Here is a 12703-nt window from a genome sequence, read left to right as displayed (position 1 = left end):
CCGCCGCTCGCCGGGGAACTGCTCGCGGTGGCCGGGGCCGTGCCCGCAGCCCTGGCGGACCGGGCGCCGGGGCGGGCCTTCGCCGCCGTCCTGGAGGCCGGGGAGGCGGCCGGGCCGTTCGCGCGCGCGCTCGCCCTGCTGGGCCGCGACCCGGCCTGGGCGCTGCCGGCGCGCTGACCCGCTACCGGCCGTCGCGCCGCTCGTCCGGGAAGCGGGGCCCGCCGATGAAGAAGAGCAGCGCGGCGGTCGGGAAGCCGAACGAGGCGACCACCAGCACGATGAACTCCCAGAACATCCCACGCTCCTCGCCCTCGGCCGGCACGTCCCCCGTGGTCCGACGGTATGGCCGGATCCCCCGGCCTGCCACCGGGGACGGGCGGCGCGGCGCGCGCGAGGTGGCACGGGCGGCGCGCCGCGGGCGGCGCGATGTGGCGCGTGCACGGGGCTGGGCCTCCGGCGCACCCGGCGCGCACACTGTCGGGATGCAGGTACAGCTCGCAGGGGAAGCACGGCGGCCGGACCGCGAGAGCGAGGACTTCGCGGCGGCCACGTCGGAGGCGCTGGTGCTGCTCGACGGTTCGAGCTCGCCGACCGGCCTGGAGTCCGGCTGCCACCACGGCACCGCCTGGTACGTCCGCAGACTCGGGGTGCACCTGCTCGCCCGCCTCACCGACCGCGCGGACCGCCCGATCGCCGAGTGCCTGGCCGACGCGATCGCCGAGACGGCCGCCCTGCACGGCGGGCGCTGCGACCTCGCCCACCCCAACACCCCGGCCGCGATGGTGGTGGCGGCCCGGCGGCACGGCCCGGCGCTGGAGTACCTGGTGCTCGGCGACTCGCTGCTGGTGCTGGAGCCGGCCGACGGCCCGCCCCGGGTGATCGGCGACAACCAGCGCTTCCCGGGCGGGGAGGAGCTGCGCCGGCAGGTCTGGTCGACGGTGCCCGGCACCGCCGAGCGCGCCGCGCTGCACCTGGAGTACGTCCGGGCCGTCCGGGCCGCCCGGAACTCCGGCCACGGCCCGTGGATCGCGGCCGCCAGCCCGCGGGCGGCCGCGCACGCCGAGACCGGCTTCGTCCCGCTGGCCGGGCTGCGCGCGGTCGCCGCCCTGTCGGACGGCGCCGCGCGCTTCACCGAGCGCTTCGGCCTGGGCGGCTGGGGCGACGCGCTACGGCTGCTCGCCGAGTCCGGGCCGGCCGAGCTGATCGCCCAGGTGCGGGCGGCGGAGCGGGCCGACGCCACCTGCGAGCGCTGGCCGCGCGGCAAGGCCCACGACGACGCCTCGGCCCTCTACGCCCGGCTCTAGCCGGAACCGGGGGCCGGGCGTCCTCGACGACGGCGGGGTCGACGGTGTGGCCGCCCCGGACGATCGGGTCCTCGGCTCGGCCCGGCGGGTCGATGAAGCCCTCGGGCGTCGCCCCGCGACCGCCTGACGCGCGAACGGCCGGCGCGCGAACGGGCCCCCGGGGCCGGGAACGGCTTCGCGCGGGTGTGTCAGTGGCCGTCGGCGGGGATGGTGCCGAGGCGGCCGGCCTGGAAGTCCTCCATGGCCTGCTGGAGTTCGCGGTGGCTGTTCATCACGAACGGGCCGTAGTGGGCGACGGGCTCGCGGATCGGCAGGCCGCCGAGGAGGACGACCTCGAAGTTGGTGTCGCGGGAGTCCTGCTTCTCGTCGGCACGCAGGGTGATCGAGTCGCCGTCGCCGAAGACGACGGCCTGGCCCCGGTGGAAGGGGCGGTGCTCGGTGCCGGCCGCGCCGTTGCCGGCGAGACCGTAGGCGAGGGCGTTGAAGTCGGAGCGCCAGGGCAGGGTGATCTGGGCGCCGGGGCTGATCGAGGCGTGGATCATGGTGATCGGGGTGAAGGTGGTGCCCGGGCCCTGGTGGCCGTCCAGCTCGCCGGCGATGACGCGCAGCAGCGCGCCGCCGTCGTCGGTGCTGAGCAGCTTGACGCTGCCGCCGCGGATGTCCTGGTACTTCGGGGTGATCATCTTGTCCGAGGCGGGCAGGTTGACCCACAGCTGGAGGCCGTGGAACAGGCCGCCGGACCGCACCAGGGACTCCGGCGGGGTCTCGATGTGCAGCAGGCCCGAGCCTGCGGTCATCCACTGGGTGTCGCCGTCGGTGATGGTGCCGCCGCCGCCGTGCGAGTCCCGGTGGATGAAGGTCCCGTCGATGATGTAGGTGACGGTCTCGAAGCCGCGGTGCGGGTGCCAGGGGGTCCCCTTGGGCTCGCCGGCCGCGTAGTCCACCTCGCCCATCTGGTCCATCATGATGAACGGGTCGAGGTACTTCTGGTTGATCTTGGCGAAGGCGCGGCGGACCGGGAAGCCCTCGCCCTCGAAGCCTTCCGGAGCGGTGGCCACGGTGAGGACCGGCCGGGCGCTCGTGACGGCGGGGTCGGGGGTGGCGACGCGCGGGAGGGTCAGCGGGTTCTCGACGGTCACGGCGGGCATGTCGGCCTCCTTCGGTGGGTGTTCCTCTGGCCTGTGTCCACGAGATTAGTTCAATCCTCAACAAGAAGCAAGTTGAATTTTGAACCAAATCCGTACGGGGCGACCACCCGGCGGGGCGGGCCGCCCCCACCCGTCCATCGTCCGTCAGCCGTACATCCGGCGCATCGTGAAGTCGACCATCTGCTCGACCGCCTTGGCGTCGAACACCATCCGGTGCTCGCCCTCCATGTCCAGCGCGAAGCCGTAGCCGGTCGGCAGCAGGTCGAGGACCTCGGCGCCGGTGACGGTGAAGTGCTTGGAGTCCTTGCCGGCGTAGCGGCGCAGCTCCTTCAGCGAGCTGAACATCGGGATCACCGGCGTCGGCGTGTTGTGCAGGGCCAGGAAGCCCGGCCGCTCGCCGCGCGGGCAGTGCACCTTGGAGGTGATGAAGATGGCCTGGAAGTCCTCCACCGCCATCGAGCCGGTGGTGAAGGCCCGGACGGCGTCGGCCAGCGACGGCGGCGACGGTTCCGGATAGAGGGACTGCTGTGCGCTCGGCGGCTGCTCGCCGTACGGGCCGGGGCCGGGCATGCCGTTCATGCCCGGCTGCGGCCCCGCCTGCTGGTAGGGGTCGCCCGGGTACGCGTTCTGGTCATAGCCGTACACACGGACAGGCTATCGGGAGCGCGGGTCCCCGCGCGGGCGTCGATCCTGACAAGAGCGGGCCGTCCCGACTTGTGGGACGTGACCACGTTCATACGGTAATCCGCGGAGGATTCACCGGCAGGGGCTTGAAACAAGTTACCGCTGGGTAGCATCATGAGGCCTACTGGTGGGTACGGGCGCCCCGAAGCGGAGATGTCCCGGAAGCGACGAACCGGAGATAACGGCCATGGGTCACTACAAGTCCAACCTGCGGGACGTGGAGTTCAACCTCTTCGAGGTGTTCGGCCGCGAGCAGGTGTACGGCACCGGACCGTTCGCGGAGATGGACGTCGAGACCGCGAAGAACATCCTGAGCGAGATCTCGCGCCTCGCCGAGAACGACCTCGCGGCGTCCTTCACCGACACCGACCGCAACCCGCCGGTCTTCGACCCGGAGACCAGCACCGCGCCGATCCCGGCGGCGTTCAAGAAGAGCTACCAGGCCTTCATGGACGCCGAGTGGTGGCGCCTGGGCATCCCGGAGTCGATCGGCGGCCAGGTCACCCCGAACTCGCTGATCTGGGCCTTCGCCGAGCAGATCCTCGGCTCCAACCCGGCCATCTGGATGTACTCCTCCGGCCCGGCCTTCGCCGGCGTCATCGCCGAGGAGGGCACCGAGGAGCAGCTTGAGATCGCCAGGCGGATGACCGACCGGCTGTGGGGCTCCACCATGGTCCTCACCGAGCCGGACGCCGGTTCGGACGTGGGCGCCGGCCGCACCAAGGCGGTCCGGCAGGAGGACGGCTCCTGGCACATCGAGGGCGTCAAGCGCTTCATCACCTCGGGCGAGCACGACATGTCCGAGAACATCGTCCACCTGGTGCTGGCCCGCCCCGAGGGCGGCAAGCCGGGCACCAAGGGCCTGGGCCTGTTCGTCGTCCCCAAGTACGACTTCGACTGGGAGACCGGCGAGCTGGGCGAGCGCAACGGCGTCTACGCCACCAACGTCGAGCACAAGATGGGCCTGAAGGCCTCGAACACCTGTGAGATGACCTTCGGCGCCAAGCACCCGGCCAAGGGCTGGCTGCTCGGCGAGAAGGTCGACGGCATCCGCCAGATGTTCAAGATCATCGAGTTCGCCCGGATGATGGTCGGCACGAAGGCCATCGCCACCCTCTCCACCGGCTACCTGAACGCGCTGGAGTACGCCAAGGAGCGCGTGCAGGGCGCCGACATCTCGCAGTTCCTGGACAAGACCGCCCCGCGCGTCACCATCACCCACCACCCGGACGTGCGCCGATCGCTGCTGACCCAGAAGTCGTACGCCGAGGGCATGCGCGCCCTGGTGCTGTTCACCGCCTCGGTCCAGGACGACATGGCGGCCGCCAGGCTGCGCGGCGAGCACGACGAGGCCGCCGAGCGCCTGAACGACCTGCTCCTGCCGATCGTCAAGGGCTACGGCTCGGAGAAGTCCTACGAGCAGCTCGCCCAGTCCCTGCAGACCTTCGGCGGCTCCGGCTACCTGCAGGAGTACCCGATCGAGCAGTACATCCGGGACGCCAAGATCGACACCCTCTACGAGGGCACCACGGCCATCCAGGGCCAGGACTTCTTCTTCCGCAAGATCGTCAAGGACGGCGGCCAGGCGCTCACCGCCCTGTCCGAGCAGATCCAGAAGTTCCTCGGCTCCGCCGCCGGCGGCGACGCCCTCGCCGCCGAGCGCGAGCTGCTCGCCAAGGCCGCCGGCGACCTGGAGGCCATCGTCGGCAAGCTGCTCGCCGACCTCTCCTCGGTCGAGCAGGACGTCAAGAACATGTACAAGGTGGGCCTGAACACCACCCGCCTGCTGATGGTCTCCGGCGACGTCGTGGTCGGCTGGCTGCTGCTGCGCCAGGCCGCGGTGGCCCTGGCCAAGCTGGAGGCCGGCGCCTCCGAGAAGGACGTGCCGTTCTACCAGGGCAAGGTCGCGGCCGCCCGCTTCTTCGCGAAGAACGTGCTGCCGACCGTCGCCCCGCAGCGCCTGATCGCCGAGGGCGTCGACAACGAGATCATGGAGCTGGCGGAGGAGGCGTTCTGACGCCCGCCCACCCGTCTCCCGCCGCCACCCTTTCGCCGGGCACGCTGCGCGTGACACCTCTCTGACCGCCTGACCCCACCCTCACGCCGAAGGGCCCGGTCTCCCGATCGGGCCCTTCGCCGTGCCCGCAGGCAGCGCGACCGCGCGTTCAGGCGGCGCGCAGGGCCTGCAGGGGGTCGGTGCGTGCTGCCCGCAGGGCCGGGTAGAGGCCGGCCAGCAGTCCGACCGTGGTGCCGATGAGCGGTGCCGGAAGCGTCGCAGCGGGCTGGAGCACCGCCGTCCAATCGCGGGCGGCGGCGACCGCGACCACCGTCGTCACCCCGAGACCCGTTCCGATGAGCCCGCCGAGGGTGCCCAGCGCGGTGGACTCGGCGAGGAACTGGGTCGCGATGTGCCCGGTGCGGGCGCCCAACGAGCGGCGCAGGCCGATCTCCTGGGTGCGCTCCAGCACCGCCACCAGTGTGGTGTTGGCGATCCCCACCGCGCCGACCAGCAGGCAGATCGCGGCCAGCGCGAGGAACAGGCCCGTGAGGTCCGAGGTCACCTTGTCCTGCAGGCTGTGCGGGTCCGGGGGCGGGACGACGGTGAACGCGTCCGGGGCGTCGGGCCGCAGCGCGACCGGTACCTGCGCGGCGACCACCGAGGCCGCACCGACCCGGGTGGCGATGAGTCCCTGCGCCGCGCGGTCGGGCTCGCCGCCCGGGTTGCCGTACCGGGCCAGCGCCGTGCTCGCCGGGACGATCATGCCGAGCAGCGCGCCGGGCTGCCGCTGCACGTCCGAGTAGATGCCGATCACCGTGTACGGCATCGCGTCGATGAAGATCGCCGGCTGCGCGTCGAGCCGGCTGACGTTCAGCCGGGTCGCCGCGGCCTGGCTCAGCAGGACGACCGGCTGGGCGGTGTCCTGGACGAACGGGTCCATCGTGACGCCGGCCGCCAGGGTCGGCTCCATCGCGGCGACCGCGCCCGGGGTGGCGGCGAGGACGGCGAGCCCGGTGCCCTCGTTCTCGCCGCCCGGTCGGGCCGAGACCACCGGGGCGCCGGGCAGCGGCCACCAGACGCCGCCCGCGCGGACCCCGTCGATCCGGGCGAGCCGGCCGTCCGCGTCCGCCGGGAAGTTCGTCGGCGGGTTGGCGCCGGGGGCCACCCCGTCGGTCCGGGGCCGGTCGGTGACGTTCACCGTGGTCGCCTTCGTCAGGCTGAACTGCTCGCCGATCTGTCCGGAGGCGGTCGCGGTGAGGCCGAGCACCGCGACGAAGGCGCCGATGCCGAGCACCGTACCGAGCATGGTGAGCACCGAGCGGCCCGGGCGCTGCAGGACGCCGGCGAGCGACTCCGAGCCGAGGTCGCGCAGCCCCAGCCGGGAGGACGGTTCGGGGAGCCGGACGCGCTTCACCGGACACCCGCCTCCTCCGCCGCGTCCGGATCGGACAGCGGCGTGAGCCACCCGTCCCGGATGCTGACCCGGCGGCCCGCCCGGGCGGCCACGGCCTGGTCGTGGGTGATCACGACCAGGGTGAAGCCCTCCGCGTGCAGCCGGTCGAACTGTTCGAGCACCGCCTCGGCGTTGGCCGAGTCCAGGTTCCCGGTCGGCTCGTCGCAGAGCAGCAGGCTGGGACGGTTGACCAGGGCCCGGGCGATGGCCACGCGCTGGCGTTCGCCACCGGACATGGTGGTGGGCAGCGCGTCGGTGCGGTGCCCGAGGCCGACCCGGTGCAGTGCTTCCAGGGCGGCGGCGCGGCGATCCTTCGCCGGGGTGCGGTTGTACAGCTGGGCGAGCAGCACGTTCTCCTCGGCGGTGCGGTGCGGCAGCAGGTGGAAGGACTGGAAGACGAAGCCGATCCGCCGGCCGCGCAGGGTCGCCCGGTCCCGGTCGCGGAGGTCACCGGTGTCGATGCCGTCCAGCTCGTAGCGGCCCCGGCTGGGGGTGTCGAGCAGCCCGAGCAGGTGCAGCAGGGTGGACTTGCCGGAGCCGGAGGGACCGGTGACCGAGAGGTAGTCGCCGCGGTGGACGGTGAGGTCGCAGGGGTGCAGCGCGGTCACCGGAGGTTCGCCCGGGTGGGACCGCCCGACCCCGTGCAGGGCGATGACGGGCGGCTCGCCGGCGCGGCGGTCGTCGGACGGATGGCTCACTTGCCGACCACCACCAGGTCGCCGGGCTTGAGCACGGCCCCGTCGGCGGGAGTGACGGCGACCATGCCGTCGGNNNNGGTCACCGGGACGTCGGTCCGGTTGCCGGCGGCGTCCACCTTGGTGACCGACGTCCGGCCGGACGCGTTGGTGGATATCGCGGCGACCGGCACGGCGGTGACGGGCTTGTCGGCGTTGTCCTTGAGCACGGTGAGCCGGACGTTCTTGCCGTTCAGCTCGGCGGGCAGCGGCGCGGTGGGCGCCACCGTGAGGGGGATGTAGGCGGAGGCGGCCGTTCCGTCGGCGGCCGGGCCGTTCTGGCCGTTCTGTCCGGGTGGTGCGGCGGCGGCACCGCCCTGGCCTGCGGCCGGAGGGGTGCCGCCAGCAGCGGCGGCGCCGCCCAAGGTGATCACCCGGCCGGCCGGGGCGGTGGTGGACGGCGCGCCGAGCTCCGCGACCGTGCCGGCGAGCTTGGCGCCGGTCTCCTCGACGAGGATCTCCACAGCCATGCCCGGTTTCACGTCGGTGGCCTGCGCGGGTGTGAGCTGGCCGGTCAGACTCAGCCCGCCGCTGGTGAGCGAGAGCAGGGTGCCGGATGCCGGTGAGCCGACTTGGCCGTTGACGGCCGTGACCGAGGCCGGGAGGGTGGGCAGGAAGGCCACGTGGGCCGCAGGCACCATGGGACCGTTGACCGAGGCCGCCTTGGCCAGGGCGGATTTGTCGGTGGCCAGTTGCTTCTTGGCGGCGGCGAGCTGTTGGTCGAGATCGAGGTCGGTGCCGGCCGCCGGATCGGTGCCGGCGGTGGGTGTCGGGGAAACGGTGGGCGTTCCGGTGGGCGCCGACACGGGAGACGGCGCCGATCGGGCGGACCGTTTCCGCGCGGTGAGCGAATCGACGGCCTGCTGGCTCGCGTCCACCGCCTTCTGCGCGGTGTCGACGGCCTGTTGGGTGGCGGAGCCGGTGGTCGGCACAGGGTACCCGAGCCGCTTGTAGAAGTCGGTGACCGCCTGCGCGGTTCCCGGACCGAACGAGCCCCTGTTGTCCGAGCGGATCGACAGACCCAGTTCCACCAGGGCATCCTGGAGTTCACCCACGTCCGGACCGCTGCTGCCGGGTTTGATGTCCCGGTAGGCGGGCACCGGCCCTTTCAGCGTGAACAGTGGCTGCCCGGACACCTCGGCCAGTAACCGTCCGCCGGCGACTGTGTCGCCGGTCTTCACGGTCAGCTTGGAGACGTACAACTGGGTGATGTCGGCGGAGGCACTGCCGGGCACGATGTCGTACCTCGTCGGCGGGTAGACGACGCCGCGGGTGGGCACCGACTGGTTCAGGACCCGGCTGACGACCGGAGCGGTGATAAGGCTGTTCGCCGGAGGCGCGGCCTGCGCGGCCCGTTCGGCCGGCGACTTCACCAGTGTGGCCGCCCCGAGCCCGCCCACCGAGAGCAGCGCTGCCGCAGCCGCCACCACCAGCAGCACCCGCTTGCGCCGTGCGGAGCGGGTGCGACCGACAGGCGGCGGGCACTGCTGTGCCGGGTTCCCTTCCGCAGGCTCCGAACTGCCTGGACGGATCGTCAACAAGGTTTTCCCCTAAGGCACTTGATGTCGTTCAAGTGTCGCTGATGGAAGGTATTCCGGGGATAAGTGGGCGTGCTCAGCCGGCCTGGCCGCTGGAGGCGACGAGCTGGGCCGCCTTCTTCAGCTGATCGTCGGTCTTCTGCCGGTACTCCGCCAGCTTCGCAGCGTTGGCCTCGATGTACCGGTTGGCGTACGTCTGCTGGACGGCCACGATCACCCCGACGGTGTTGTTGGCGATCTTGCAAGCCACGTCGGCCGTGGCGGTGGCGATCTGGTTGGCGCTCGGCGGCCGCTCGGACGGCTCGCGCCACTTGGCGTCGATGTTGGCGGCCACCGGGTCCTTGTAGTCGAACCCCTTTTCCTTCATGCAGGCCGACCACTTGCCATAGGCCTCGGCCACCCGCGGGTCGTTCGCGGGGATCTTGGGGCCGCCTTCGGGTAGTGCCGCGTCGGAGAACATCGGCAGCGGCCCGACGGTGTCCCGGCCCTTCTGGGCGCAGCCGCCGGGTGGTACCGGTTTCCCGTTGAGCTGGTCGACCTTCTGCCGGGTCCGCGGATCGTCCCCGGTGAGCGCCGTCTGCTCGTCGGCGGACGGTGGCGGGGCGGCGCCGGTGGCGGCCGGGGGCGGGGTGCCCGCACGCCCGTTGTTGTACCCGTTCGACTGCATGCCGTCCGCGTCGAAGTACCCGTAGACGGCGCTGTGCGTCAGCCGCTGTCGGGGGGCGTCGTCGAGGCCGAGGATTTCGGTCGGCCTGGCGGTGAACCCGAACTCGCGCATGCAGTCGGCGGTCACCGCGTCCTGCGCCCGCTGGACCTGTCGAACCTGCGCCACGGTGGGAATATAGGCATCGGTGGGCATGGTGATCTGGCCCGGATCGGTGATCGTCGTCACCGGGCCGAGTGGCGGAGGCGTCTCCGCCGACCCGCCGTCCGGTGAACTGTCGCAGGCCGCCACCGCCAGCGCGCCCGCCACGAGGAGGGCCACTCCTGCGGCGCGGTTCGTCAGGTGCTTCGCCATCTCTCTTCCTCGTGTGTCCGGGGTGGGCGTCGGGCGGTGGGGGGCCCCGCGACCCCGCGGGGCCCGCCACCCGGCGGTCGGGTCATTCGGCCGCCGGCAGCGGTCAGCGCCCGACGATGTTGATGTAGGTCACTTTGACCTTGGGGTTGAAGGCCTGCCAGCCGCCGTTGTACAGGTGGCTGGTGTAGTTCTGGCCGGTGGCGCTGCTGTACCAGTTGAAGTACGACTCGTTGTTGCCGGAGTCGACCTCGTACACGTCATAGATCGCGACGCTCGTCGAACCGTTCTCCGCGAAGCAGACCTTCGGCGGGTAGTTCCACAGGGTGAAGAAGTCCGAACGGGAGTTGCAGGTGGCCGTGTCCACGCGGTAGATGGCGGCGGCCGGTCCGGCCGCCACCACGGAGGCGGTGACGGCAGCGGCGCCCGCGAGGGCGACCGCGGCGATGCGCTTGCGAAGTGCCATGATGTTACAGCTCCTTGGTCGTGCCACTGGATGGCTGATGACTGTGCGGTGGTGCGCGCTGGAGCACATACGCGCCGGCCCTGCCCTGCACGGCGGGGTCGGCGCCCCCGGCCTCCCGAAGGCGCCCGAAGCGCTTCGATCCTGACCTGAAATCGCCAGGAGCAACAGGAAGTTGTGCCGGAACTTCAGCGGTTCGGCGGCTGCGCGCTCCCGTTGAGGACCGAGCCCCGTATGGTGCGTCCCGCTTCAAGAGGGATGTCCTGTGGCGCCCACCACGATGGTTGCGAGTGTTGGTGCGCCTACGTAGGGTGAGGCCCAGGCGTCGAACATCCGGGGGGATGAGAGTGCCTGGACGGGGGAGCCGTTTCGCAAGGCTGTTGCGAACCATGAGAGAGGCCGTCGGCCTCACACAGGAGGAACTGGCCGCACGTTCGGGGCTCAGCTCCCGGGCCATCGGCAACCTGGAGCGGGGGCGGGCGTCGCCCCGCACCGGCTCCTTGCGCCGGATCGTCCTGGCGCTCGGTGTCGAGCACGCGGAGGCCGCCGCTCTGGTCGAGGCGGCGAACGTTCCGGCGGCGCAACCCGTGAAGGCCCTGGAGCGGGAGGTGTCCGGCACCGGCAAACTGGCGGATTCCGATGTGCTGTTGATGTTCGAGTTGGTGGGAGGGGTCGATCCGGGGGAGTGGGACCCGGAGGTCCGCGGGGCGCTGCTGCGCGCGTGCTCCGGCTCTCCGGCGGCTGCCCGGTTGGCGGGGGCGGTGTTGGCGGCCGTTCCCGAGCTTCCGGTGGACGAGTTGGTGAGGAGACTGGAGGAGTTGCGGCCGGCGGGCTGACCGGCGGTCAGCGGGGTGGTGGACGCGGGCGGGGGTGTTGGGTGACGGGCGGGCGCGGAGCGTCAGTTCACGTTTCTGTCTGCGTTCTGCATCCGTTGGGATGCTCCGAGTGTCATGTCCGTGTACGGGCATATGCTCAAGGGGCGAAGCCGATCCCCCATTTCGGCCTCGGCCCTCCCTCGACCCAGGAGCAGCATGTCGACCGCCGCCCGCCAGGCCTTCTTCGACCGGACGCACACCGATGATCTGATCGCCTTCCTCGGCACCTCGCCATCGCCCTATCACGCGGTCGCGAGCGCGGCCGAGCGTCTGGAGAAAGCCGGCTTCCGGCAGGTGCTGGAAACGGACTCCTGGGACGGCGTGGCCGGCGGCCGGTACGTCGTCCGCGGCGGCGCGCTGATCGCCTGGTACGTGCCGGCCGGCGCGGGCCCCGAGACGCCGTTCCGCGTGGTCGGGACACACACCGACTCGCCCAATCTACGGGTCAAGCCGATCCCCGACACCGGGTCGGCGGGCTGGCGGCAGGTCGCGGTGGAGATCTACGGCGGGGTGCCGCTCAACACCTGGCTCGACCGCGACCTCGGCCTCTCCGGCCGGCTCACCCTGCGCGACGGCGGCCGGCGGCTGGTCCAGCTCGACGAGCCGCTGCTGCGCGTGCCGCAGCTGGCGATCCACCTGGACCGCCAGGTCAACGACGGCATGAAGCTGGACAAGCAGCGCCACCTCACGCCGATCTGGGGCCTCGGCCCGGTCGACGAGGGCTCGCTGATCGGCTACGTCGCCCAGCGGGCGGGGGTCGACGCGGCCGAGGTGACCGGCTGGGACCTCATGACCCACGACGTCCAGCCCGCCTCCTACCTGGGCCGGGACCGCGAGCTGCTGGCCGGCCCCCGGCTGGACAACCTGCTCTCGGTGCACGCCGCCACCGCCGCGCTGGCCGCGGTGGCCACCGCCGCCGAGACCGACGGCGCGGCGCTGCCGTACATCCCGGTGCTGGCCGCCTTCGACCACGAGGAGACCGGCAGCGAGTCGGACACGGGTGCGCAGAGCCCGCTGCTCGGCAACGTCCTGGAGCGCAGTGTCTACGCGCGCGGCGGCGGCCTGGAGGACCGGGCCCGGGCGCTGGCCGGCACCGTCTGCCTCTCCTCCGACATGGGCCACGCCGTCCACCCGAACTACAGCGAGCGGCACGAGCCGGGCCACCACCCGCTGCCCAACGGCGGCCCGATCCTCAAGGTGAACGTCAACAACCGGTACGCCACCGACGGCGTCGGCCGGGCGGTGTTCGCGGCGGCCTGCGAGAAGGCCGGCGTGCCGTGGCAGACCTTCGTCTCCAACAACGCCATGCCCTGCGGGACGACGATCGGCCCGATCACCGCGGCCCGGCTCGGCATCCAGACGGTGGACTGCGGCATCGCCGCGCTCTCCATGCACTCGGCGCGCGAGCTGTGCGGCGCGGAGGACCCGTACCTGCTGGCGAGCGCGATCAAGGCGTTCCTGGAGGGCTGACACGTGCGGAGGGGCCCGGT

General features: G+C 72.1%; 11 protein-coding genes. 4 read left to right on the top strand and 7 right to left on the bottom strand.

Annotated features, from left to right (window positions below; genetic code table 11):
* Positions 1 to 482: 482 nt before the first annotated feature.
* Entirely contained in the window at positions 483 to 1304 is an 822-nt protein-coding gene (locus ABD308_RS27980; protein ID WP_344340205.1) for an integrase, read from the top strand.
* Between the two features lie 188 nt (positions 1305 to 1492).
* On the opposite strand, the gene ABD308_RS27975 is transcribed toward ABD308_RS27980, so the two are convergent.
* Positions 1493 to 2452 carry a pirin family protein gene (locus tag ABD308_RS27975; protein WP_344340203.1) on the bottom strand — a complete coding sequence of 320 codons (960 nt, stop codon included), beginning with the start codon at positions 2450 to 2452 and terminating at the stop codon, positions 1493 to 1495.
* A gap of 144 nt (positions 2453 to 2596) precedes the next feature.
* Entirely contained in the window at positions 2597 to 3097 is a 501-nt protein-coding gene (locus ABD308_RS27970) for an SseB family protein (protein ID WP_376137792.1), read from the bottom strand.
* Positions 3098 to 3323: 226 nt separating this feature from the next.
* On the opposite strand from ABD308_RS27970, the gene ABD308_RS27965 reads away from it, so the two are divergent.
* Positions 3324 to 5153, top strand: coding sequence for an acyl-CoA dehydrogenase (locus ABD308_RS27965; protein ID WP_344340201.1), 1830 nt, complete (start codon positions 3324 to 3326; stop codon positions 5151 to 5153).
* Positions 5154 to 5301: 148 nt separating this feature from the next.
* Here ABD308_RS27965 and ABD308_RS27960 read toward each other — a convergent pair whose 3' ends face one another.
* From ABD308_RS27960 to ABD308_RS27940, 5 genes are all read right to left on the bottom strand, one after another.
* A complete protein-coding gene (locus tag ABD308_RS27960; RefSeq protein ID WP_344340197.1) occupies positions 5302 to 6549 on the bottom strand; it encodes an ABC transporter permease in 1248 nt (415 codons plus the stop codon).
* The gene (locus ABD308_RS27955) at positions 6546 to 7286 is read right to left on the bottom strand and encodes an ABC transporter ATP-binding protein (RefSeq protein WP_344340192.1); all 741 of its coding nucleotides are present in this window, start codon (positions 7284 to 7286) and stop codon (positions 6546 to 6548) included. The genes ABD308_RS27960 and ABD308_RS27955 overlap by 4 nt, the downstream gene beginning before the upstream one ends.
* Positions 7283 to 8377, bottom strand: coding sequence for an HlyD family secretion protein (locus tag ABD308_RS27950; RefSeq protein WP_425554866.1), 1095 nt, complete (start codon positions 8375 to 8377; stop codon positions 7283 to 7285). The genes ABD308_RS27955 and ABD308_RS27950 overlap by 4 nt, the downstream gene beginning before the upstream one ends.
* Positions 8378 to 8936: 559 nt before the next feature.
* On the bottom strand, positions 8937 to 9878 hold the full coding sequence (locus ABD308_RS27945; RefSeq protein ID WP_344340184.1) for a hypothetical protein: 942 nt from the start codon (positions 9876 to 9878) through the stop codon (positions 8937 to 8939).
* Positions 9879 to 9981: 103 nt separating this feature from the next.
* The gene (locus tag ABD308_RS27940) at positions 9982 to 10341 is read right to left on the bottom strand and encodes a beta/gamma crystallin domain-containing protein (RefSeq protein WP_344340180.1); all 360 of its coding nucleotides are present in this window, start codon (positions 10339 to 10341) and stop codon (positions 9982 to 9984) included.
* A gap of 338 nt (positions 10342 to 10679) precedes the next feature.
* Here ABD308_RS27940 and ABD308_RS27935 point away from each other — a divergent pair, with 338 nt between their 5' ends.
* Together ABD308_RS27935 and ABD308_RS27930 are read left to right on the top strand one after the other, a co-directional pair.
* On the top strand, positions 10680 to 11174 hold the full coding sequence (locus ABD308_RS27935) for a helix-turn-helix domain-containing protein (RefSeq protein WP_344340176.1): 495 nt from the start codon (positions 10680 to 10682) through the stop codon (positions 11172 to 11174).
* 195 nt (positions 11175 to 11369) lie between these two features.
* A complete protein-coding gene (locus tag ABD308_RS27930) occupies positions 11370 to 12683 on the top strand; it encodes a M18 family aminopeptidase (RefSeq protein WP_344340172.1) in 1314 nt (437 codons plus the stop codon).
* The last annotated feature ends 20 nt before the right edge of the window (positions 12684 to 12703 follow it).

Source organism: Kitasatospora putterlickiae (assembly GCF_039527695.1).
Classification (GTDB): Bacteria; Actinomycetota; Actinomycetes; order Streptomycetales; family Streptomycetaceae; genus Kitasatospora; species Kitasatospora putterlickiae.
Note: the sequence above shows the minus strand (reverse complement) of the source record. Positions and strands in the feature narration are given on the sequence as shown.